At 71.5% G+C, this 22,243-nt stretch carries 21 protein-coding genes; 8 read left to right on the top strand and 13 right to left on the bottom strand.

What is annotated here, in order from left to right; all coding sequences use genetic code 11:
• On the top strand, window positions 1-522 hold a 522-nt coding region (locus AC07EQ_RS33110; RefSeq protein WP_478391767.1), incomplete at its 5' end, for an acetyl-CoA hydrolase/transferase C-terminal domain-containing protein.
• On the top strand, window positions 519-1,865 hold the full coding sequence (locus tag AC07EQ_RS33105) for an SUKH-4 family immunity protein (protein ID WP_478391766.1): 1,347 nt from the start codon (window positions 519-521) through the stop codon (window positions 1,863-1,865). The genes AC07EQ_RS33110 and AC07EQ_RS33105, both read left to right, overlap by 4 nt.
• Before the next feature lie 9 nt (window positions 1,866-1,874).
• On the opposite strand, the gene AC07EQ_RS33100 is transcribed toward AC07EQ_RS33105, so the two are convergent.
• From AC07EQ_RS33100 to AC07EQ_RS33090, 3 genes are read right to left on the bottom strand one after another with little or no spacing between them, the layout of a single operon-like run.
• The gene (locus AC07EQ_RS33100) at window positions 1,875-3,467 is read right to left on the bottom strand and encodes an ABC transporter permease (protein ID WP_478391765.1); all 1,593 of its coding nucleotides are present in this window, start codon (window positions 3,465-3,467) and stop codon (window positions 1,875-1,877) included.
• A complete protein-coding gene (locus AC07EQ_RS33095; RefSeq protein ID WP_478391764.1) occupies window positions 3,464-4,369 on the bottom strand; it encodes an ABC transporter ATP-binding protein in 906 nt (301 codons plus the stop codon). Before AC07EQ_RS33095 ends, AC07EQ_RS33100 begins: the two co-directional genes overlap by 4 nt.
• The gene (locus tag AC07EQ_RS33090; RefSeq protein ID WP_478391763.1) at window positions 4,362-5,024 is read right to left on the bottom strand and encodes a TetR/AcrR family transcriptional regulator; all 663 of its coding nucleotides are present in this window, start codon (window positions 5,022-5,024) and stop codon (window positions 4,362-4,364) included. Before AC07EQ_RS33090 ends, AC07EQ_RS33095 begins: the two co-directional genes overlap by 8 nt.
• 151 nt (window positions 5,025-5,175) lie before the next feature.
• On the opposite strand from AC07EQ_RS33090, the gene AC07EQ_RS33085 reads away from it, so the two are divergent.
• Complete coding sequence (locus AC07EQ_RS33085) at window positions 5,176-5,712, top strand: TIGR03086 family metal-binding protein (RefSeq protein WP_478391762.1); 537 nt, start codon at window positions 5,176-5,178, stop codon at window positions 5,710-5,712.
• Between the two features lie 27 nt (window positions 5,713-5,739).
• Here the strand turns inward: AC07EQ_RS33085 and AC07EQ_RS33080 are convergent, their stop codons facing one another.
• The gene (locus AC07EQ_RS33080) at window positions 5,740-7,842 is read right to left on the bottom strand and encodes a sensor domain-containing protein (protein ID WP_478391761.1); all 2,103 of its coding nucleotides are present in this window, start codon (window positions 7,840-7,842) and stop codon (window positions 5,740-5,742) included.
• A 376-nt stretch (window positions 7,843-8,218) separates the two neighbouring features.
• Between AC07EQ_RS33080 and AC07EQ_RS33075 the strand changes: the two genes are divergently transcribed.
• A complete protein-coding gene (locus tag AC07EQ_RS33075) occupies window positions 8,219-8,620 on the top strand; it encodes an FHA domain-containing protein (protein ID WP_478391760.1) in 402 nt (133 codons plus the stop codon).
• 60 nt (window positions 8,621-8,680) lie between these two features.
• On the opposite strand, the gene AC07EQ_RS33070 is transcribed toward AC07EQ_RS33075, so the two are convergent.
• A complete protein-coding gene (locus AC07EQ_RS33070) occupies window positions 8,681-10,612 on the bottom strand; it encodes a S9 family peptidase (protein ID WP_478391759.1) in 1,932 nt (643 codons plus the stop codon).
• 445 nt (window positions 10,613-11,057) lie between these two features.
• Here AC07EQ_RS33070 and AC07EQ_RS33065 point away from each other — a divergent pair, with 445 nt between their 5' ends.
• Window positions 11,058-11,825 (top strand): SDR family NAD(P)-dependent oxidoreductase, encoded by a 768-nt coding sequence (locus AC07EQ_RS33065; RefSeq protein ID WP_478391758.1) that lies wholly within the window; start codon window positions 11,058-11,060, stop codon window positions 11,823-11,825.
• Here the strand turns inward: AC07EQ_RS33065 and AC07EQ_RS33060 are convergent.
• The 4 genes from AC07EQ_RS33060 to AC07EQ_RS33045 all read right to left on the bottom strand — a co-directional run bounded on the left by AC07EQ_RS33060 (window position 11,807) and on the right by AC07EQ_RS33045 (window position 17,415).
• Window positions 11,807-12,412 (bottom strand): thiamine pyrophosphate-dependent enzyme, encoded by a 606-nt coding sequence (locus AC07EQ_RS33060; protein ID WP_478391757.1) that lies wholly within the window; start codon window positions 12,410-12,412, stop codon window positions 11,807-11,809. The genes AC07EQ_RS33065 and AC07EQ_RS33060 overlap by 19 nt on opposite strands.
• Window positions 12,409-12,951 carry a thiamine pyrophosphate-binding protein gene (locus tag AC07EQ_RS33055; protein ID WP_478391756.1) on the bottom strand — a complete coding sequence of 181 codons (543 nt, stop codon included), beginning with the start codon at window positions 12,949-12,951 and terminating at the stop codon, window positions 12,409-12,411. Before AC07EQ_RS33055 ends, AC07EQ_RS33060 begins: the two co-directional genes overlap by 4 nt.
• Window positions 12,952-13,219: 268 nt before the next feature.
• Window positions 13,220-14,542, bottom strand: a complete 1,323-nt coding sequence (locus tag AC07EQ_RS33050; protein ID WP_478391755.1) for an MFS transporter — start codon at window positions 14,540-14,542, stop codon at window positions 13,220-13,222.
• Window positions 14,543-14,664: 122 nt separating this feature from the next.
• Window positions 14,665-17,415 (bottom strand): sensor domain-containing protein, encoded by a 2,751-nt coding sequence (locus AC07EQ_RS33045; RefSeq protein WP_478391754.1) that lies wholly within the window; start codon window positions 17,413-17,415, stop codon window positions 14,665-14,667.
• A gap of 250 nt (window positions 17,416-17,665) precedes the next feature.
• Here AC07EQ_RS33045 and AC07EQ_RS33040 point away from each other — a divergent pair, with 250 nt between their 5' ends.
• Window positions 17,666-18,070, top strand: coding sequence for a DUF6292 family protein (locus AC07EQ_RS33040; protein WP_132479793.1), 405 nt, complete (start codon window positions 17,666-17,668; stop codon window positions 18,068-18,070).
• 16 nt (window positions 18,071-18,086) lie between these two features.
• On the opposite strand, the gene AC07EQ_RS33035 is transcribed toward AC07EQ_RS33040, so the two are convergent.
• Window positions 18,087-18,350: a GlsB/YeaQ/YmgE family stress response membrane protein gene (locus AC07EQ_RS33035; protein WP_478391753.1), complete on the bottom strand. Its 264-nt coding sequence runs from the start codon at window positions 18,348-18,350 to the stop codon at window positions 18,087-18,089.
• Between the two features lie 225 nt (window positions 18,351-18,575).
• Between AC07EQ_RS33035 and AC07EQ_RS33030 the strand changes: the two genes are divergently transcribed.
• Entirely contained in the window at window positions 18,576-19,865 is a 1,290-nt protein-coding gene (locus AC07EQ_RS33030; RefSeq protein ID WP_478391770.1) for an MFS transporter, read from the top strand.
• On the top strand, window positions 19,865-20,017 hold the full coding sequence (locus tag AC07EQ_RS33025) for a hypothetical protein (protein ID WP_478391752.1): 153 nt from the start codon (window positions 19,865-19,867) through the stop codon (window positions 20,015-20,017). Before AC07EQ_RS33030 ends, AC07EQ_RS33025 begins: the two co-directional genes overlap by 1 nt.
• A 131-nt stretch (window positions 20,018-20,148) precedes the next feature.
• Here the strand turns inward: AC07EQ_RS33025 and AC07EQ_RS33020 are convergent, their stop codons facing one another.
• The 3 genes from AC07EQ_RS33020 to AC07EQ_RS33010 all read right to left on the bottom strand — a co-directional run bounded on the left by AC07EQ_RS33020 (window position 20,149) and on the right by AC07EQ_RS33010 (window position 22,084).
• Window positions 20,149-20,706 (bottom strand): hypothetical protein, encoded by a 558-nt coding sequence (locus tag AC07EQ_RS33020; protein ID WP_478391751.1) that lies wholly within the window; start codon window positions 20,704-20,706, stop codon window positions 20,149-20,151.
• On the bottom strand, window positions 20,696-21,361 hold the full coding sequence (locus AC07EQ_RS33015) for a phosphoribosyltransferase (RefSeq protein WP_478391750.1): 666 nt from the start codon (window positions 21,359-21,361) through the stop codon (window positions 20,696-20,698). The genes AC07EQ_RS33020 and AC07EQ_RS33015 overlap by 11 nt, the downstream gene beginning before the upstream one ends.
• Window positions 21,362-21,487: 126 nt before the next feature.
• Window positions 21,488-22,084: a class F sortase gene (locus tag AC07EQ_RS33010; RefSeq protein ID WP_478391749.1), complete on the bottom strand. Its 597-nt coding sequence runs from the start codon at window positions 22,082-22,084 to the stop codon at window positions 21,488-21,490.
• Window positions 22,085-22,243: the final 159 nt, after the last annotated feature.

The raw sequence follows: 22,243 nt of genomic DNA, 5'->3' as shown, positions 1-22,243 counted from the left end.
AGTCGGTGGGGCAAGAAAGGCCGGCGCCGAGGGGGTGTGACCCCGGTTTCGGATCACCCCACCCTCCGGCGATTTGCGCCTTTTTCGCGCGAAACCTGCGCCTCTCCCTCACGCGAAGCGCCGGTTTCGCGCGAAAACGGCGCGCTATCCGGTGTTCGCTGGCTGACCGCTTGGGCCGCCGTGCGAACGAACGACGTCGACGTGATCGTGACCGAGCAGGGCCTGGCGGATCTGCGCGGCCTCTCGCCCCGCAGGCGCTCGGAGCTGATCATCGAGCGGTGCGCGCATCCCGATTTCCGTCCGGCGCTGCGGGACTATAACGACCGCGCCCTGGAATCGTCGTTCGGTCGCCACACCCGGCACCTCCTCGGGGAGGCCCTGTCCTGGCACCAGCGCTACCTCGGCGAAGGAACCATTCGCCCGGGCTGGCGGCCGGCGGCGGAACCGAACAGCCTTCCGAGTCGTCGAAGCTGCCGGAAGTTGATCAATCCTGGGCGCGACGGCGAAGGTGCTGCATCTTGATTACCCACGACGACATGGTCGAGGCGTTCGGTGACGAAGGCTTGCTGCTGATGGACGAGGAGCAAGCCCGCGGTCGGGGATTCTCCGACGCCGACGCGGAAATCCTCTGCCAGGTGGGCCTGCCGGTGCGCGCGGACCAGGTGTTCACCACGTTCCTCGCGGACGAGCCGCGCACCGGCTCCCCTGTGGTGTTCAAGACCGGCAACGGGGACGTCGACGTCTTCATCCTCGGCGGGACCGCGGGCGATGCAGGCATGCGCTACTTCCTGGACATCGGCAGCGGCGTCGTAGGGTTGCTCTCGCTCGACGGCCAGGCGCAGGCCGAGAAGGTCAACAGCTCCCTGGCGAACTTCGTCGAGTTCCTCCACCGGATCCGGTTGCGCCAGCAGGCGTTGAACGGCGACCCGGACGCCGGTCAGGACTGCACCGAGAAGCTGTGGGAGTCGTTGAAGGAACTGGACCCGGACGCGTTCGGCAGCGCCGAGGCGTGGTGGTCGATGGTGCTGGACCACCTGATGGACAGGGACGCGATCGACGAAGCGCGCGCGTTCCTCCAGCAGCGGCGCGCGGAGGTCGCCGAAGCGGCGTCCGGGGACGAGCCCGCCACGGGCAGTGGCTCGCACCGCGACCGGTTCGACCGGGCGCTTCGCCGGCTGGAGGCGCAGGGCTGGGAGGTCGTCGACGCCGAGGCCTTCGCCGCCGACACCGACGGCGAAGGCCTGCTGAGCCCGTCGGCCGAGCTGGACGACCACTTCGGCGCGGACGGCTCGCTCGCGAAGGACGTCGCCATCGCCTGGCGGGGCGGGCTGACCTCGAGGATCCAGTCGGAGTTCGCCCGCGAGGGCCTCGTCGTCTCCGTTCCCGAACAATACGAAGACGAGGACGACGACCTCCTGGACCTGGACGCCGACGAACTGCGCGAGCGGTTCGATGCCGCCATGAAGGCGCTCTTCGATTCGGTCCACGGCCTGAACGAGCCGAAGGACGGGGTCGTGACCTGCCTGGCCACCGACCGGCCGTCCGACCTCTGCCGGATCGCGCGGGCCTTCGGTCGCCTCGCCGAGCACGGCTACGTGGCCGAGCCAGACCTCTGGCCGACGCCGTCCGGAGGCTGGCGGCAGGTCCAGGAGCGGACCCGGCCGTGGCAGGAGCTGAAGGCGGTCTTCTGGGTCACCCAGCGGCACACCGAATGCTTCGACGCCCTCGGCAACCTCACCGACGAGCTCCCGCTGCAATGGGCCGGCGACCGGAAGCTCATCGCGGAGGCGCTGGCCGAAACCGGGCTCGCGGTAGAGGTTCCCGAAGACGACGGGAGCGCCTTCGTCCTCGCCCCGGCGTCCTGATATCGCCGGCTATCCGAAGTCTCGGTGGCGGAGGGCCAGCAGTCCGCCGCCGAGCAGGACGGCCGACAGCGCGATCATCGCCAGCGCCGGGCCCGGGTCGAACGGGTTTCCGGCGATGGTGTTCGGGATGTAGTGGAACGGCTCGAACGGAGTTCCGCCCCACACCCCGTACAGCGGGCCGGCGATCTGCCCCAGCGCCGCCGTCGCCACCCACACCGCCCAGCAGATCGCCCCGCTCGCCTTCGGCAGGAGCCCGTAGGCGAATGCGCAGGCCGCGCCCACCAGCCACGCGGCCGGGACGGTTCCCATCGTCTGGAGGAGGATGCGCGGCACGTCCGTCGCGAAATCGCCCACGAGCCAAGCGAAGAACACGCCGAAGACGAGCCCGGTGATGGCCAGCAGCGCCGCCGTGCCGAGGCCGGTCACCAGCAGGTGCCCGGCCGCCCAGCGCAGCCGCGTCATCGGCGTGGCCTGCGCTGCTTCGGCCCGGCCGCTGCTCTCCTCGGCGCGCAGCCGCTGGACCATCAGCACCGGGTACAGGGCGATGACGTGCGCGAAGATCAGGATGATGGGCCACAGGAAGTAGTGGAGCTCCGAACCCACCCGGCCGCCGAAGTTCTCCAGCAGCCGGGCCGCGCCGGGCGCGTTGAGCAGCTGGTGCGCCAGGGTGCTCAGCGCGCCGGCGGCGGCCGCGAACACCGCGAGCCCGACGGCCCACTTCACCAGCAGGCCGCGGTTCAGGCGCCAGGACAGGCTGATCGGGCCGCGCAGGCCCAGCGCGGACGCGGGCCCGGTGCGCTCCGGGATCAGCCCTGCTCCGAGGTCGCGGCGATCCACCAGCCGGTAGGCGATGACCGACAGCGCCGCGGTCGTGGCGATCGACACCGCGAGCATCCACCACCGCTCGTCGCGGTACGGCGCCACCAGGTGGCTCCAGCCGATCGGCGACACGTACGTCATCCAGTACTGCCCGCTCGCGTCGCCGGCGTAGCGCAGGACGTAGGCGGCGCCGAGGACGGAAAGCGCGAAAGCCCGTGCGGTGCGGGCGTTCTGCGCGAGCTGGGCGGTGACCGCGGCGACTCCGCCGAACACCCAACCGGCGGCGGTGATGCCCGCCCCGTAGGCGATCGACCCCACCGGGTCCAGCCCGGTCGTGATCAGCACGGCGGCGGTCAGCGCGCCACCGGCCAGGCTCACCCCGCCCGCCACCGCCAGCGCGGCGGTCAGCGCGGCGTAGCGGCTGACCGCACCCGCGCGCAGCAGTTCGGCGCGGCCGGCGTCCTCGTCGGCGCGGGTGTACCGGACGACGGCCAGCAGGGCGGCGAGACCGTTCATCACGTACAGGAATCCGCCGCTGCGCCAGGAGGAGAGGACGCCGAGGTCCGGTTCGACGGTTCCGCCGCCGAGCGCCCGGAAGAAGGCGTTCTGGTTGATCATCGCGGTGTAGGTCGCCTTCAGCTCCGGCGTGCCCATGTTCCGGTTGATGTAGGCGACCATGATCAGCGACATGGTGACGAGCAGGAGGATCCACCACGGCGCGATGTTCCGCTCGCGGCGCAGCGCCAGCCGCACCAGGCGGGAGCTTCCGGCGATGCTGCTCATCGGGTGGCCTCCGCAGGGGTTTTGCCGTAGTGCCGGAGGAAGAGCTCTTCGAGCGTGGGCGGCCGGCTGACGAGGCTGCGAACGCCGATCGAGCCGAGCCGGCTCAGCGCCGGACCGAGGGCGTCGGCGTCGGCTTCGAAGCACACCTGGCCGTCCTCCGTCCGGAGGTCGTGCACTCCCGGGAGCTCGGCGAGCCTGTCCGCGGGGCCCGCGAGCTCGGCGCGCACGGAGGTGCGGGCCAGGTGGCGGAGTTCGGCGAGGGAACCGGAATCGACGGCCCGCCCGTCGCGGATGATGGTGACGCGATCGCACAACTCCTCGACCTCGCCGAGGATGTGGCTGGACAGCAGCACGGTCCGGCCGCCGCGCCGCACCTCCTCCCGGACGACGTCGCGGAACACCACCTCCATCAGCGGGTCCAGGCCGGAGGTGGGTTCGTCGAGGATGAGGAGCTCGGCATCGGAGGCGAGCGCGGCGATCAGCGCCACCTTCTGCCGGTTCCCCTTGGAGTAGGCGCGGGATTTGGTGCGGGGATCCAGGTCGAAGCGGTCGATCAGCTCCTCGCGCCTGGTGTGGCCGGCGCCGCCGCGCAGCTGCGTGAGGAGGTCGATGACCTCGCCGCCGGAAAGCCCGGGCCAGAGCGTGACGTCGCCCGGCACGTAGGCAAGCCTGCGGTGCAGGCTCGTCGCGTCCCGCCAAGGATCGCCGCCGAGCAGCCGGGCGGTGCCCGCGTCGGCGCGCAACAGCCCGAGCAGGATCCTGATCGTCGTGCTCTTCCCGGCGCCGTTCGGGCCGAGGAAGCCGTGCACCTCGCCAGTGCGTACCGCGAGGTCGAGGCCGTCCAGCGCCGTGGTCCGGCCGAACTCCTTGACCAGGCCGGTGATCGATATCGCGTCAGTCATCGAGACCTTCCCCGGGAACGGGGTTTCCGCCGGCGGGCAGCCGCGACCGGATGGCGGCGGCTTCCTCCGGGCTGAGGAGCGGATGGGAGTAGAGGTCGAGCAGAACGCGGGCCAGCACGTCCTCGCCCTGCAGGGTGAACACGTCGACGCCGAGGCCGCGGGACACGTGCTCGTGCATGACGGCGATGGACAGCGCCATCGCCGCGCTGACGGTCGCGCGCTGCTCCGGGGATACCTCCGGCGGATCGGAGCGCTTCCGGTCGGCTTCCGCCAGCCACTGCGCGCCCAGCTCGGCGAGCTTGTCGAACAGCGGCGCGGCCCGCCCCTCGACCAGCGTTCGCGCGACGTACCGCTGGTACGGGCCGAAGGCTGCGCCCGCGACGCCGACGTAGTTCACGCCGCCCGGCGCGCTGTCGGCCCTGACGTCGTCGTTGATCCCGTTCAGGACCTTGGCGAGGTAGGCGTCGCAGGCATCGCGCAGCGCTTCCTTGGAGCCGAAGTGGTGGCGCACCAGCCCCGACGACACGCCCGCCATCTCAGCGATCCCGCGGATCGTCGCCCGGTCGAAGCCGTGCTCGCCGAAGTGCCGCAGCGCCGCGTCCCGGATCCGCGCCCGAGCGGTCAGGTCCTCCGGGTCCAGTCCCGGCAGGCTCATGTCCCGTCACCTACCCACACGTGCATCTGACTATTCACGGGAGAAGGTTACTGCACGCATGTGTAGCTCGGGAGTGGTGGTTTCGGCGCGCGGCGACGATTCCCGGTTCCGAGAGCCGTCTACATCGGCGAACGGAACCCGAGGAGGATCAGTGATCGACCTGAAGCCGGCCTGCCGCCGGATGAACGACCTGCTGGCAGGCATCGCGAACGACCAGCTCGCCGCCCCCACGCCCTGCGCCGAGTACACCGTCGGCGACCTGATCGACCACGTCGATGAGGCAGCTCACGGCTTCGCCGCGCTCGCCGGCAGCGACGTCGGCGAGCGCGCCGCCAACCTCGGCGACGACTGGCGGCACGAGGTCGCCGAGCACGTCCGGGCGCTCGGCGAGGCGTGGGACGACCCGGCGGCCTGGCGGGGCAGCTCCGGCGGCGCGGGAGTGGAGCTGCCGAACGAGGTGTGGGGCAAGATCGCGCTCACCGAGATGGTCGTGCACGGCTGGGACCTCGGGAGGGCGACCGGTCAGCCCTTCGAGCTGCCCGAGGAGACCCTGCGGGCCTGCCTCGACCACGTGGTGGAGTTCGTCCCGAACGCCCCCGTCAAGAGCCTGTGGGGGAGTCCCGTCGAGACGCCGGCCGACGCCCCGCTGCTCGATCGCATCGTCGCCATCGCCGGCCGCACCCCGTGAATTCCGTTGCCCGGCAACGGAATCGGGTCACGGCAGCGGCAGGCCCCGCGTCAGGAGGGCGGTGAACCGGTCCTCCTGGACCGGGCGGGCGAACAGGAAGCCCTGGTACACGTCGATCCCGACGCTGGCGAGCAGGTCGAACTGCTCCGCCGTCTCGACGCCTTCGGCCACGGTCTGGCAGTTCAGCGCGCGGGCGAACTCCGCCACCGCGCGGGCGACCGCCAGATCGCGGGAGCCGACGCCGAGGTCGGAGACGAAGCTGCGGTCCGCCTTGATGATCTGCGCCGGCAGGTCCTTGATCCGGGCCAGCGAGGAGTAGCCGGTGCCGAAGTCGTCGACGGCGAACCGCACGCCGCGGTCGACGAGTTCGAGCATCGCGCGGCGCGGCCCGCCCGGCAGGTCGACCAGCACCGTCTCGACCAGTTCGAGGACGACGCGGTTCGGCTCGATGCCGGATTCGGCGATGGCCCCGGTCACCTCGGCGGTGAACGCCGGGTCGTCGGGCAGCAACCCGGCGAGGTTCACCGCGATGCCGACCGGGCGCCCGCCGACGGTCGGCCACCGGGCGGCCCGGCGCAGGGCGGTGCGCAGCACCCACCGGTCCAGGTCGCGCAGCAGGTCGCCCTGCTCGGCGACGGGCAGGAAGACGTCCGGGTAGAGCAGGCCGTGCTCGGGGTGCTGCCACCGGACCAGCGCCTCGGCCGAGACCACGTTGCCCGCGGCGTCCACCACGGGCTGGTAGTGGAGCACGAGGTCGTCGTTGTCGATGGCCTCGCGCAGCTCCGCCTCCAGCCGCAGCTGCTGGCTGATGGCCTGGGCCAGTCCCGGATCGGCCAGCGCCACCCGCCCCGGGCCGCGCCGCTTCGCGCGGTACATGGCGGCGTCGGCGAAGCGGAGCAGGTCGTCGCCGCAGGTCGCGGTGCCGTCGGGCATCGCGCAGCCGACCGCGGCCGACACCTGCACCGGCTGGCCCTGCAGGCGCACCGCGGTGCGGAGCAGGCCGGACACCGTCGCGCCCAGCGCCTCCAGGCCGCCCACGGCGTCGACGTCACGGCAGACCACCACGAACTCGTCACCGGAGAGCCGGGCCGGGACGCATCCCGGCGGCATGCCGCTGCGCAGCCTGCGGGCCAGGGTCGCGACCAGCTCGTCCCCGGCGTCGTGGCCCAGGGAGTCGTTTACCCGCTTGAAGTTGTCGATGTCGCAGAACAGCACGCCGACCCGCTCGGCGCCGGGCCCGCTCACCAGTTCGTCGAGCAGCTCCTTGACCGCGCGGCGGTTGAACAGGCCGGTCAGCGAGTCGTGGGTGGCCTGGTAGCGGAGCTCCTCGGCCCGCTGGTGCCGTTCGGTGATGTCCTGGAACGCCACCAGCCAGAACAGCCGCCCGTCGTCCTGCACCGCGGCGGCGCAGCGGAGGTCGCAGTGCACCGGACGGCCGTCGGCCCGCTCGAGCACCCGGTGGGTCGGCGCATCGGAGATCATGACGAGCGGGTCCGACCGGTCCCGGGGGTGCCGCAGGTCGTCGGCGCGCGTGCCGTGCAGCTCGGAAATCTCCGAACCGAGCAGGTCGCACAACGCGTCGTTGGCCCGGGCCAGCCGGTGCGACTCGTCGAACAGGGCGATGCCCACCGGGGTCAGGCCCATCAGGTTGGTGAATCGCTCGCTGGAGCGCTCCAGTCGGGTGTGGGACTCGGTGTCGTCCCTGGTGACCTTGGCGAAGCCGCGCAGGCTGCCGTCGGAGGACCGCAGCGCGGCGGTGACGACGTGGGCCCAGAAGCGGGTGCCGTCCTTGCGGACGCGCCACCCCTCGGCCTGGTGGTAGCCGGTGCGCGCGGCGTGTTCGAGCTCCCGCTCCGGCCGGCGTTCGGCCGTGGCCTCGGGCGGGTAGAACACGGAGAAGTGCCGCCCGACGATTTCGTAGCTGCGGTAGCCCTTCATGCGTTCGGCGCCCGGGTTCCAGCTCGTCACGGTCCCGTTCGCGTCGAGCATGTAGATCGCGTACTCGTTGATGGCGGTGGCCAGCAGGTCGAGTCCGGCCTCTTGCGCTTGCGGGAACCCGAGTTGTTCCGAATGGGTCAGCCCGTTCTTCGTTTGCAGAATTATCGCCCCCGAATGCACCCGGACTTGCACGGTTGCCGCCGTAGAGCGTAGCCACGGCGGGGACCGAACAACAGCTCCCGGTCGGCTCCCGCTCGGGAGAACGTGTGCAAGGCCACTGCGCTGGGACTTCGGCATCGGCGCACCGGCCGAAACGTTGAACTGATTTCGTATTCGTGTTCCACGTGATCCACTGTGGACCAGGCCGATGGGCGGATCCCGCGCTGCTCGACACGGGTGAATTCCTGGTGTCCTCTCAGCCAATTCTCAAGGAGTGCCCTGGTTTCGTCGGTAGCTTGGATTGCACGGGCCCGGCCGCAACGGTGCCGGGCCTGGCGGGTTCCCCCGACGACCTGCACCGGCAGCCGCCGCGTGCGCGACGGCGACTCGAATCCGTCAGGAGGACGCCATGAACCAGAGTCGATGCGGTGCGGCCGCCATGCCCGTCGGAACCTTCGGCGACGAGCCGCCCGCGATCCCGGTGCAGGCCGGGGCCGCCACGCCCGCACCACGCGTCGCAGGCGGGGGTGCGGCGTTGGTGGTCCGCCGCGGACCCCACGCGGGCACCGTCATCCCGGTCGCCGACGCGGTGACCGTGGGACGCGGCCGGGACTGCGACATCACGCTCGACGCGCCCACGGTCTCGCTCCGGCACGCCCGGATCCACCGCGTCGGCGACCGGTACGCGATCACCGATTCGGGCTCGCTGAACGGCACCTACCTCAACCGCAGCCCGGTCGACCGGGCGGAGCTGTCCGACGGCGACGAGCTCTGGATCGGCACCTACCGGTTCACCTTCCGCGCGGCCTGACGTCCCCCGCGGTCCGCGGCGATCGTCCACATCGGATGATCGCCGCGGACTTGGTGGCCGTCATGCCGGGGCCGAGGTGTCGCGGCGGCCGCCGAGGTGCTCGGCGAAGTGCCGCTCGATGGCGCGGTACAGCCGGAACTGGTTCTCGGGGTTCTCGAAGCCGTGGCCTTCGTCCTCGGCGACGATGTACTCGACGGGGACGCCGCGGTCGCGCAGGGACGCGACGATGTTGTCGGATTCGGCCTGGACGACGCGGACGTCGTTGGCACCCTGGGCGACCAGCAGCGGGGTGCGGATCCGGTCGGCCATGGTGATGGGCGAGCGGGCCAGCATGTCGGCCTCCTGGGCGGGGTCGTCGGGGTCGCCGACGTAGCGGTACCAGCTGTTGGCGTTGTAGGGCCTGGTGAACGGCGGCAGGGTGCGCATGAAGTTCGCCAGGTCGGAGATTCCGCAGTAGTCGACCGCGGCGGCGAAGTAGCCGGGGGTGACGGTGACGCCGACGAGCGACGCGTAGCCGCCGTAGGAGAGGCCGAAGATGCCGATGCGGTCCGGGTCGGCGTAGCCCTGCGCGATCGCCCAGTCGGCGGCGTCGATGAGATCCTCGTGCATGGCGCGCGCGAACTCGCCGATCGCGGCGGTGGTGTGCCGCTTCCCGTAGCCGGTCGAGCCGCGGAAGTTGACCTGCAGCACCGCGTAGCCGCGGTTGGCCAGGAACTGCGCCTGCGGGCTGTAGCCCCACGTGTCGTGCAACCACGGTCCGCCGTGCACCAGCAGCACCAGGGGCAGGTTCCGCGGTTCGATCCCGACCGGCAGCGTGCGGAACGCATTCATCGGCAGCCCGTCGCGGGCCGGGAAGTGCACCGCCGTCACGGGGGCCAGGTCGGCCGGGTCCAGCCGCGGGTACGGGCGGAACAGCAGCCGGCTCTCACCCGTGCCGTGGTCGTAGAACCAGGTCGTCGCCGGCTCGCGGTCGTGGATGAACGTCGCGATCCACCGTTGCTCCGACTCGTCCGACGACAGCGTGCCGAGCACGCCGTCGGAGAGCTTCGCCAGCTCGGCGTAGACCTCGGCGAAGTGCGGGTCCAGCACCTCGATCCGAGGCCGGTCGCCGACGAAGCGAGCCGCGACGGCCTCGCCGGTGCGCCGGCTGGTGAACACGGTGGGCGGCAGCACACCGGGGGCCATCTCGCCCAGGATGCACAGGCTGTGCCCCGCCACGGCGGCGACCACGGTCTCCTCGCCGGTCTCCCGGTCGATGCGGACCAGTCGCAGGTCGTCGGAGTCCTGGTAGGTGCCGACCAGCAGTCCCTTCCCGTCGGGCGTCACCAGCTGCGGCTGCACCCCCACCGGGTGCTCCGCGCCGCCGATGCGGCGCAGGAGCCGCTGCTGCCCGGTCCCGGGGTCGATCGCGGAGAACTCGTGGGCACCGTCCTCTGCCAGCAGCGAGTGGAACGCCGGCTCGCCGTTGCGGTCGAGCAGGACGTGGCCCCTCGGGTCCGCCTGCTCCAGGTGCAGCGTCGTCTCGCCGGTGGCGACGTCGATCCGGAACAGGTCGATGGACATCGGCCGCCGGTTCATCGCGACCAGCACGCTCCCGGGGGCCGAGGGCAACGGCTCGGCGCCGAACACGCGCGATCCCCGCTCCATCGGTGTCAGGTCGACCGCGGGCAGGTCCGGCGCGTCCAGGTCCACCCGGTAGAGGTGCCAGTCCTCGTTGCCGTCGGTGTCCTGCAGGTACAGCAGCCAGCGCGGGTCGTCGGTCCACAGGTAGGTCGTGATCCCGCGGCGGGCGTCGTGCGTGACGCACACCGCGTCCTCGTGCCCCTCGTCGATCCCGCACACCCACACGTTGCGCCGCCCGTACTTCGGCGCCAGGTAAGCGATCCTCGTCCCGTCCGGTGAGATCGACGGAACGGCGAACTCCGGGTCGGCGAAGAACTCCTCGACGTCGATCAACTTCGGCAGGGGTCCTCGACTCGGGACCTTGGTCATCCAGTGCTCCAATCGGGGGCGGCAGCGTCGTGTGTGGACGGTGCGCTCGGCGTCGAGCGCACGGACGGCGGGCTCCGTCCGGTGCGCGCGAACCCGACTCAACACCATGCCCTAGGGGCACGGTCAACGGTCCGATGCGTCGCGTGTCGCGGCGGGGGTCTCCGGCAGCCGGGCCCGGTAGACGACCGATCGCAGCTGCGTTGACACGGGAGGCGTAGTCGGTCGGCGGCACCTCTCCGAAGAGGGAAGTAGAAAGTGGACGCTCCGGCACTGGAGCGGTTGAGCGGCAACGAGATCAGCGTCCATGCGCTGGAACGCCGTGGCGTGCTTCTGGAAGACCGCTTCCGCCCTTCGGTCCCGGGGTCTCCTGGTTTTCCGCCCGCGGGCCTGGAGGATCGGCCGAGCCGGCGGCAGCATGGACCGGAATCCCGAGGGACGGAGGAACATGGCTGCTGTGGTATCGGGCCGGTTGTCGGGCCGGACGGCCGTCGTGACCGGCGCGGCATCGGGCATCGGAGCGGCCACCGCGCGCAGGCTCGCGGCCGAGGGCGCCGGTGTGCTGGTCGCCGACGTGGACGCCGAAGGCGGCAGTGCGGTCGCCGCCGACATCAACTCGGCCGGCGGGCGGGCGCTGTTCCGGCGCTGCGACGTCGCCGACCAGGCCGACTGGACGGCGGCGGTGCACGCCGCGCGCGAAGCGTTCGGGCCGGTCTCGGCGCTGGTCGGCAACGCCTACGCGGTCCAGGTGGCGCCAGCCGACGCGACCACCCGCGAGTCGTGGGACCACCAGCTGGCGGTCAGCCTCACGGGAGCGTTCCTCGGGTTCAAGGCGTGCCTGGATGACCTGGCCGAGACGGCGGGAGCCGCGGTGCTGACCTCGTCGGTGCACGCCCTGGTCGGCCTGCCGGGCCGCCCCGCCTACGCGGCGGCGAAAGCGGGGCTGATGGGCCTGACCCGGCAACTGGCGGTCGAGTACGGCCCGCGCATCAGGGTCAACAGCGTCCTCCCGGGACCGATCCTGACCCGAGCCTGGGACGGAGTCCCGGAAGAGGACCGCAAGCGGACGGCGGAGCAGACCGCGGCGGGAAGGATCGGAGACCCCGAAGAGATCGCGGCGCCGATAGCCTTCCTCCTCAGCGAAGAGGCGTCCTTCATAACGGGAGCAAGCCTCGTCGTCGACGGAGGCTGGAGCGTCTACAAGACCTCTGCGTGACCCTCGCGTTCGGTGGCCGGATCATGTTGCTGGAGAAGGAGGTTCTGGCGGAAGCGGGTCGCGATCGTTGCCGGGTCGTCGAGGAGCCAGGGGGTGTTCGGCGCGTTTCCGCCCGCTATTCGCGCCACCACCGCGTTCGGGCCGTCGGCGGACCGTGCGTTCAGCAGCGCTTCGCGGAGTCCGCCGGGGTCCGTCGCCGCCGTGGTCTTCAGCCCCGCCGCGGCCGTGAGATGGGCGAGCCGGACGTGTTCGGCTTGTGTCGGCATCTTGTCGGCCGATGCGTGCTGGTGGTTGTCGAGCACGATCAGCGTGTACGTGGCGGGTGCGTTGGCGCCGAGCGTCGGGAGCGCGTTCAGGCCCATGAGCAGCGATCCGTCGCCTTCGACCGCCCACACCCGGTGATCGCCTGCCAGGGCGATGCCCAGGCCGACCGCCGCGGACAGGCCCATCGAATCGAGCAGGTACAGGTGGCTGTCGCGGCCGTGGTGGTGGGCGAGTTCCCGCGCCGTGGCACCGCAGGTGACGACCAGCGGGTCGGTGCCGACGACGTCGTCGACGATCGCGAGGGCGGTGAGGCGGTCCATCATCGGGCGGCCTCCTCGGGGCGCAGTTCGACGGCGGGGTGCAGCAGGTCCAGCAGCGCGACCATGGGGCGGCGGGTCATGGCCGCGGTGCGGCACAGGTCCCGCGTGGTGACCCGCCAGGCCTCCGGCGAGACGTGCGGGCCCAGCGGCGTGTGGTGGATGCCCGCCGCGGTCAGCAGCGCCGGGACCGCGGCGGAGAACTCGTGGATCATCGCGTTGTACTCGCCGAGCCCGCCGCGGGTGTTCGCCAGGATCGGCAGGCCGAGGTGGTAGGCCTTGGCGAACGTCGTGAGCGCGGTCAGGGCGTTGCCGAAACCGTTGTCCTGCATGACGATGAGCGCTCGCTTGCCCGCCAGCGCTGCGCCGCCCGCGATGCCGACGGCCTCCTCTTCGCGGTTCGCCAGCACCGACGGCGTGCCGGCCTGCTCGAAGGCGCGGATCAGCGGGGCCGCGTGCGAGGACGGGACGTGGACGAGGAGTTCGGGTTCCCAGTCGAGGACGCCGGCGACCGCGGCGTCGGTGTACGCATTGGATCCGGCCATGGATCAGCTCCGTAGGGCGTCAGGCGGTGGATTCGAGGGCGGAGAGGGTTCGCGAGACGTCGTCGGCGGTGTTGAAGCCGTGCAGGCCGAACCTTAGGGCACCGGCCCGCGCCGTCGCACGCACATCGCGGGCCGCCGGCCGGCGCACCGCGGCGTCGGCGTCCGGGACCGCGAGGGTGACGATGTGGTTCGGCCGCTCGGTGGGGGAGCAGCGGAAGCTCGCGGAGCGGCAGACGCCCGCGTGTTGGCCCGCCGGACGGCCTGACGGTCACGGGGCGTCGGTGGTCGCCAGGTCGTCGGAGTTGCCGGAGCGGTCGGGGGCCGCCACGGGCAGCATCGCCAGCAGCCCGATCAGCAGGATCACGACGATGCCGCCCATGCCCGCGCGCTGCGTGCCGAAGAAGGCGATGAAGCCGCTGAACGCCAGCGGTCCGAGGAAGCTCACGGCCCGGCCGGTGGTGGCGTAGAGGCCGAACACCTCGCCTTCCCGGCCGGGGGTGGCGATGCGGGCGAGGAAGGTCCGGCTGGCCGACTGGGTCGGCCCCAGGAAGATCGCCAGCAGCAGCCCGCCCACCCAGAAGGCCGGTTTGCCGGGCACCGCGACCAGCGCTCCGCCCACCACGACCAGCCCGATCAGCGACGCCATGATGACGGTCTTCGGGCCGAACCGGTCGTCCGCGCGTCCGCCCAGGAACGCGCCGAGCCCGGCGACGAGGTTCGCCGTGATCGCGAAGACCACCACCTCGGTGGCGGTGAAGCCGAAGGTGCCCGCGGCGATCACGCCGCCGAAGGTGAAGATCGCGGCCAGGCCGTCCCGGTAGAGCGCGCTGGCCACCAGGAAACCCAGCGTCCGCCGCTCGGTGCGCCACATCCGGGCCAGTCGCTTCCCGAGCACGACGTAGCTGCTGAAGATCGCGCGGCGCAGCGGCTCGCCGGAGGACTCCGCCTCGGGCACGAAGAAGAACAGCGGCAGCGCGAACACCGCGAACCACGCGGCCGCGAACACCGCCACGACGCGGATGTTCAGCCCGTCCTGCGAGGTCACGCCGAACAGGCCGACCTCGGGCTGCACGAAGCCGATCAGCACGATCACCAGCGCGATCAGCCCGCCGAAATAGCCCAGGCCCCAGCCGAAACCGGAGATGCGGCCGATCGTCGCGGGCGTCGAGACCTGGAGCAGCATCGCGTTGTAGTTCACCGTGGCGAACTCGGAGAACACGCTGCCCACCGAGATCAGCACGAGGCCCAGCAGCAGGTACGCCGGATCGTCGCGGACGAAGAACAGCCCGGCCGTGCTGGCCACCACGAGCGCGGTGTGCACCGCCAGCCACAGCTTGCGGCGCCCGCCGGCGTCGCTGCGCTGCCCGGTCACCGGCGCCACCAGCGCGATGCACACGCCCGAGATCGTGAGCGCGAGGCCTAGGGACTCCGAGCCGCTCTTCGGGTCGGCGGCCACGCTCTCGGTCAAGTACACCGTGAACACGAACGTCAAGATCACGGTGTTGAACGCTGCGGAACCCCAGTCCCACAGCGCCCAGCTGATCACCCCGCGCACGTCCCGATGAGGTGCGGGCGGGGTATTCGCGGTCATGCCCACGGCACGATTCGACCAGCAGGCCCCGGCCGCAGCCAGTCGAAACCCACTGGTCGCCCGGTCCGCGCGACAACCGCGCCGAAAAGCATCCGGATGGACGACCCCGGACCGGCCGGTGCTCACCGCCGACCGGCCGTCGGCGGGAACAGCCAGTCCATCGGGGCGGGTTTGCCCAGGTAGTAGCCCTGCCCCTGGTCGCAGCCCAGGTCGCTGATGATGGCGAGCTGGGCGGCCGTCTCGATGCCCTCCGCCACCACGCCGAGGCCGATCGCGTGGGCCATGGCGACGATGCCCGCGACGATGACCTCCAGCTCGTCGGAGGAACCGAGGTCGGTGATGAACGTCCGGTCGATCTTGACGATGTCCAGCGGCAGCCGGCGCAGCTGCGCCAGCGAGGAGTAGCCGGTGCCGAAGTCGTCGATCGCCAGGCCGATGCCCAGTTCGCGCAGCGCCGTCAGCACGCGCGTCGCGGCTTCGGGGTCCTGCATGATCGCGTTCTCGGTGATCTCCAGGCACAGCGCGTGGGACGGCAGCCCGGATTCCGCGAGCGCCTGCTGCACGTGGTCCTGCAGCCGGGGATCTTCCAGCTGGCGCGGCGAAAGGTTCGCGTTGAGGTGCAGATCGAGGTCGTGGCGCTCGCGCGCCGAGGCGACCCGGCTGGTCGCCTCGCGCAGCATGTGCGCGCCGATGGGGTTGATCAGGTCGCTCTCCTCGGCCAGCGGGATGAACTCGCCGGGCGAAACCGCCCCGTGCAGCGGATGCCACCACCGGAGCAGGCCCTCCACCGCGACCATGCCTTCGGTGCGCAGGTCCACGACCGGTTGATAGGCCACCCAGAGCTGCTCGCGCCGCACGGCGTGGCGCAGGTCCTGCTCCAGGACCATGTGTCGCTGCACGCGTTTTCGAAGGTCGACGTCGAAGAACGCGCAGCGCCCGCCGCCGTGCGCCTTGGCCTTGTACATCGCGACGTCGGCGTCGCGCAGGAGGTCCTGGGCGGACCGGGTGTCGTCCGGCCCGGCCAGCACCACGCCGATGCTGCCGTTGACGTGCAGCTGCCGGCCCTGCACGTGGATGGGCTCGGTGAGGGCGGCGAGCAGCCGCTCGCTGAGCCTGCGGAGCATGGCGTGGTCGCCCTCGCAGTGCACCAGGATCACGAACTCGTCGCCGCCGAGCCGGCCGACCAGCGCCTCCCCGGGCGTCGCGCGCACCAACCGGTGCCCGGCGATCCGCAGCACCTCGTCGCCCACGCCGTGGCCGAGGGAATCGTTGATCCGCTTGAAGTTGTCCAGGTCGATGAACAGCACGGCCATCGGGAGCGTTCGCCGCCGCGCGGCCCCGAGGTGGCGCAGCACCAGCGTCCGGTTGGCCAGACCGGTCAGCGGATCGTGGGTGGCCTCGTACTCCAGGCGTTCCCTGGCGGCCCGGCTCTCGGTGATGTCGCTGAAGGAGATGACGACCTTGTGCGGCGGGCTGTCCTGCGGGTTCAGCGATCGCGCGGTGACCGCCAACCACGTGGTGCGGCCGTCGGCGCGGTTGAAGCCGATCACCCGCGAGTTCTGCTGCTTGCCGGTTCGCCGGGTCATCACCCCCGGGCGCTCGTCCGGCCGCACCGGAGTCCCGTCCTCGTCGAACAACGGCCAGGACGTGGGCATGGTGCCGATGATCTCGGCCGCGGTCGAGCCGGCGATGCGTTCGGCGGCCGGGTTCACCGCCTCGATGATGCCGGTTGCGCCGACCACGATGACGCCCTCGTCCAGCGCCGCGACGACGGTCGTGAAGTCCTGCTCGGCCTGCCGGTGCGCGGTCTCGTCGGCGCACACCAGCACGTACCCGGAGTCCATCTCCGACGCCGAGATCCGGACCACGAGGGAGGTGCCGTCCCGGTGCCGGTGCACGGCCTCGGTGACCCCACCCTCGGCGACCAGGGCCTCGGGCCGCAGCGGCGCGCCGACGAGCGCCTCGACGTGCTGTCCCAACGCCTGCTCGGCGGGCACGCCGTACACGGTTTCGGCGGCCGGGTTCCAGCTGGTGACCACGCCCTCGCGGCTGGTCGCGATGATGGCGTTGTTGACGTGCTGCACCAGCGCCGCCTGGTAGCGCAGCGCGGCCTCGGCGGTCTTCTGCGTGGTGATGTCCCGCCCGATGACCTGCACCGCCGGACGCCCCTCCCAGGTGGTGTGCACCGCCACCAACTCCACCGGGACCGCGGTGCCGTCCACGCGCTGCAGGTGCGCGTACGACCGGGGCGTCGCCGTGCCCTCGGCCGTCAGCAACTTCAGCCGCTTGCGCATCTCGACGACCGACTGCGGGGTCACGAAGTCCGTGACCCGCCGCCCGAGGAGCCGATCGCAGGATTCGGCGCCGAGGATGCTGCTCATCGCCGGGTTGGCGTACTTGATGATCCCGGCCTGGTGTACGCAGATCGCATCGGGGCTGAGCTCGGCGAGCAACCGGTAGCGGCCGGCGAGGTCCTCCAGGGCCTGCCGGTCCCGGCGCAGGCCGGTCACCTCGCGGATCAGGCCGATGAGGCCGCCGGTGCGCCGGTCGCCGAACGCGCGGGCGCGCAGGTGCAGCAGCCGCGTCTCGCCCTGGGCGGTGATGATCGGCTGTTCCAGGTCGATGTCCTGCGGCCAGGCGGGCGGGTCGGCCGTCGCGACCCAGGGCTCGATGAGCTCGGTCAGCCGGTCGCGGACGGCCTCGTCGGTCGCGCCCGGCATGTCCAGGAGCACGTCCATGCCGGGCATCCAGGTGATCTTGCGGTCGGCGAAGTCGTACCGCCAGCCGATCGCGCCATGTGCGGACAGCGCGAGGTCCAGCAACTCGCCGCCAAGGCCCGCACTGCTCGGCCCGCCTCCAGGATCGATCGCCATGATCCGTCCAAAGAAGAGACCCGCCCACCCGCGCACGCGGCGTGGGCTGCGCCCGTCGTGGCCGCACCCGACCTAGCAGTTCCCGGAACCGCAGACCACCAACCATCGGTGCGGCGGGCGTAATGGACCGCTGCGCATCGCGTCGGGAGATCGACGCGGGTGGAATTCATGCCATCGGGCGGTCTGCGGCGTCGGCGGCCCGGTTACCCCAGGACAACAGCGGAGCGCTGTTCTGGTTCGGGGGGAAACCATGGACATGACGAGTCCGGCGGCAGGTGGACTGATCAACTACGTCCGCACGGTGGCGGGCGACCTCGGCGACGACGTCTACGAGGTCGACGTGGACCTCGAGAGCGGGTTGGCCACGGCGATCATCCTCGTGCACTCCAAGGTGCCCACCCTCGTGGACTGCCCACTCCTGCTGACCTGGGACGAGGTCAGCGGCTGGGCCCTGCGGGTGGAGACCGACGGCTGGGGGGACACCACGGCCATCGAGTTCATGGGCGAGGACATCCTGCCCGAACCTGGGCTGGTGCGGGACTTCCTGCAGGAGGCGGTCGACGGCCGCAACCCCGGCATGCTCCAGCCCCCGTCGTTCCGCCTGCCCAATGCGGGCGACGACCTCGAAGACCGCCTGGCCCGGTTCGCCGCCTGACCTCGGCCGGGCGCGGTCAAGCACGCGTGCGGTGGTAGATCAGCCGGTAGATCAGCAGCAGGATCACCGAGCCGATGACGGCCCAGACGAAGCTCATCAGGTTGAAACCGGTGACTCCCGCACCACCGGCAACACTGGTCGCGATCCACCCGCCGAGCAACCCGCCGACGATGCCGATCACGATGGTCACGATGATCCCGCCGGGATCCCGGCCGGGGAGGATGAACTTGGCGATCGCCCCGGCGATCAGCCCGAACAGGATCCAGCTGAAAATACCCATGACGGCGTCCTCCTGAGCTCGGTCGACCGTCCGGCACCGGGGTTCCCCGAGCGCGGGCATCGCATGCACCGGTCGCGCTCGGGTCACGCCACCGAACTCCGCCAGATCGTCCTATGAGGACGCCGGACCACGCGTCGTGGCATTCCGGGGTACCGGTTGCACCGCGGCCGCTGCCGAGCGGTTTGATCTCTGCGGTCGGCACGCGGTTTTCGGAGGCGGCGGTTGTTGCAGCGCGGTGCATCGTTGGGGCGGGATTTCGGCTTGTTGTGGGCGGCGTACGCGGTCAGCACGGCGGGCACGTGGCTCGCGCTCGACGCGTTCCCGCTCATCGCCGTCCTGGTGCTGCACAGCAGCACGACGCAGGTTTCCGCGCTCGCCGCCGCGGGCCTGGCGGTCGGTGCGGTCCTCGCGGTTCCGCTCGGCCCGTGGGTGGAGTTCCACCGGAAGCGGCCGGTCATGATCGCGATGGATCTGGTCCGGTTCGCGGTGCTGATGTCCGTGCCGGCGGCCTACGCGTTCGGCGTGCTGACCTTCGCGCAGCTGGTCGTCGTGTCCGTGCTCGTGGCAGCCGCCAACATCCTGTTCACCGCGGCGAGCGGCGCGTGCCTCAAGGCGCTGGTGCGGCCCGACGACCTGCTGGCGGCCAACGGCAGGTTCGAGTCCACGACGTGGACGGCGACCGCGATCGGCCCGCCGCTGGGCGGGTTCGCCGTCGGCGCGTTGGGCCCCGTGACGACCGTCGTGCTCAACGCCGCCAGCTACCTGCTCTCCGCGCTCGGGATCCGCGCGATCAGCGGCCGGGAGCGACCGCCGGAGCGGCGCGGATCGCGGTTCCGCGCCGGCGACGTCGTCGAGGGCTGGCGCTGCATCTTCCGGCATCCCCTGCTGCTGCGGCTGTTCCTCAACAACAGCCTGGTGAAGGGGCTGATCATGGCGCCCGTCCCGCTGCTCACGGTCCTGCTCCTCCGCGACCTGGGCTACGCGCCGTGGCAGTACGGCCTGGCCTTCGGCGTGCCGTGCATCGGCGGCCTGGTCGGGTCGCGGCTGGCGAGGCCCCTGGTCGCGAGGTTCGGGCAGCACCGGGTCATGCTCGCTGCGGGCACGGTGGGCGTGTGCTGGCCGGTGGGCCTGGCGTTCGTGCCGCCCGGCCTGCCGGGCCTGCTGCTCATCATCGGGATCGAGTTCGGCTTGATCACGAGTATGGGCGTCTTCAACCCGGTGTTCGCCACCTGCCGCCTCGAGAACATCGATTCCGGCAGTGTCGCCCGGACCCTGGCGGCGTGGTCGATCGGCAGCGGCGCCACCGTTTCGGCGCTGACGTTCCTCTGGGGGCTGCTCGCCGCCGTCACCGGCCCCCGAGCCGCCATCGCGATCGCCGGGGTGCTCATCCTCGGCACGCCGCTCCTGCTGCCGCGCCGGAATGGCGATTCGTCCCGTGAGCAACGGATTCCGCGTCCGGCGGAGACTGCTCCGCCGCGAGCGAACACGCCTCCCGGCGCGTCCCGGCAGCGATAATGCCGCCGGAGGACGTGGTCTGGCTGGCGGCGTCTGGGGCGGACTGGCAGTCGCAAGCGTTCGGCGACACGATGCACGCCTTCATGGCGCCGCAGGCGAACAGCCCGGAGAGCGGAATCCAGGACGACGATCGCTCGGCCGAACGATCCTGATCGGGCCTGAAGAGGTTCCTGCCGGATTTCCTCGAAGGCGATTCCCCTGATCCCGCAACAACATTGAGACCATCCGAACAGGACACTCCGCGGCGCCGGAACCAGGCGGCACGAGCCGGCGAAGGGCGTCGCTAGTCCGAGTAGCCGGGTGGCAGGGGAGTGGGGCGCAGGGCGCGATCCATTCCCGTGGCGACGAATTCCGACACCGCCGCCACCGCGTGCTGCCGGAGGAGCATCACCACCCGCGGATCCGATGACGTCTCCAGGACTCGCACGCCGTCGGGAAGGGGCTCGACCTGCAGGTCGATCTGCGCGTGGTGCTCGAAGAGCTCCGCGAACAGCGGGTCGAGCTGGCGGATCGCGTCGCCGCGCTCCAGCCGCCACCGCATCCGCTCGACGTGGGTGCGCAGGTTCGCGGCCACGTCCCGGTCGGCGCTGGTGGTCGTGGCCCGGACCCCGTAGGAGTAGTGGTCCACCGTTCGTGCGATCTCCTGGTGGTGGACCAGGAGATCGTGGATGATCCGCACGTCGCGCTCCAGGTCCGGGTCCGTCTTCGTGGCCGGGGTCAGCATCCACGGTGGCACCCCTCCCGGTTCCTCCTGCTGCGCGCACCCGGGCAGCGGCACCGCGATGGCGGCGGCCAGGGCCAGGAATTCGCGTCGCGAGCATGCGCGGTGCTCACCCGTCATCGTCGGCCCCCTCGTCGGGCGGCCGGTCGGTGTCGTGGAGCAGCTCGACGACCTCGGCGTCGGAGGTCTGGGCGAAGTCCCGGTACCACTGGCCGATCGCCATGAACCAGCCCGGTGTCTCCAGGCAGACCTGCTCGTCGGTCACCTCTTCCAGCCGTTCCAGGGCGTGCGGCGGCGCCACCGGCACGGCCAGCACCACGCGGGCCGCGCCCTGCTCGCGCGCGACGCGGCAGGCGGCGTGCGCGGTGGAACCGGTGGCGATCCCGTCGTCGACCACGATGGCCGTCCGCCCGGCCACGTCCACGCGCCTGCGGTCGACGCGGAACAGCCTCGCGCGCCGGTCGAGCTCGACCCGCTCGCGCCGCTCCACCTCGTCGAGTTCCTTCGCGCTGACGCCGGTCTTCCACAGCACCTCGTCGTTGATGATGCGCACTTCGCCTTCCCCGATGGCGCCCATGCCGAGCTCGGGGTGGGTGGGGACGCCGAGCTTGCGGACCACGATCACGTCCAGCGGTGCCCGCAGCGCCCGGGCCACCTCGTAGGCCACCGGCACGCCGCCGCGCGGCAACCCCAACACGACGGCGTCCGCCTCGCGGAGGTGCAGCAACTGCCGAGCCAGCCGGCGGCCGGCGTCCCTGCGGTTCTCGAACGGCACTGTGGTACCCCCTTCGCCCGAGCATGGCCCGTCGAGAGCCGGGGGCACAGGGGCATCGGTACTCAGCCGCGGCTTCCGTCCCGTCGAACAGGTTCGCGACCGTCCCGGGCGCGCTTCGGTCAGCGGTCAGATGAGATGGCCGAACACGACCAGGTTGTCCTCGTAGCTGCGGCGCGTCTCGTCGAAGTCCCCGCCGCAGGTGATCAACCGGATCTCGGGGCGCGCCGCGTCGCCGTACACGGCCTCGGTCGGGAACCGGTCCTTGGCGAACCGTTCGACGCGGTCGACGACGTAGGTGACCCGCGACCCGTCCCGGCGGTCGACCTGGATCTGGTCACCGGGACGGAGGTCGCGCAGCCGGTAGAACACGCCGGCCTCGGTGTAGGAGTCGACGTGGCCGAGCACGACGAACGGGCCGATCTCGCCCGCGCCAGGCCCGCCGTCGTACCAGCCCGCCTGCCCAGGTTTCTCGATCGGGGGAACCTGCACCGTGCCGTCCGCGTTCAGACCGAGCGGGACGAGCGTCGAGGCCACCCGGATGGCCGGGATCGCGATCCCGGTCGGGTGGGGATCGCCCGGGGCCGCCGTCGCCGGTCCGGGCGGGACCGGGCCGGCGGCCGCGATCGGCGGCGGCGTGGAATCAGCGTCCGCCGGGCCGAAGAACGCCGAGCCGGCCGCGGTGACCAGCAAGATGCACCACATGGCCAGAACTGGGGCCCGCATGCTCCCACCTCCGCCGTTTCCGGTGCCCGCGCCGATCGCGGGCCTTCGCGGGGAATGGTGGTGGGCGGCCCTCTAAACGCGCACCACCCCCTCCAGTCCAACCCACGCCAGGAACCGGCGGTCCCCCGAAAGAGAACGTAAACGCCAACGACCGCCAGG

Source organism: Saccharopolyspora sp. NPDC045839 (assembly GCF_056431645.1).
The sequence above is the reverse complement of the archived record's forward strand: the minus strand, read 5'-3'. Positions and strand labels throughout refer to the sequence as shown.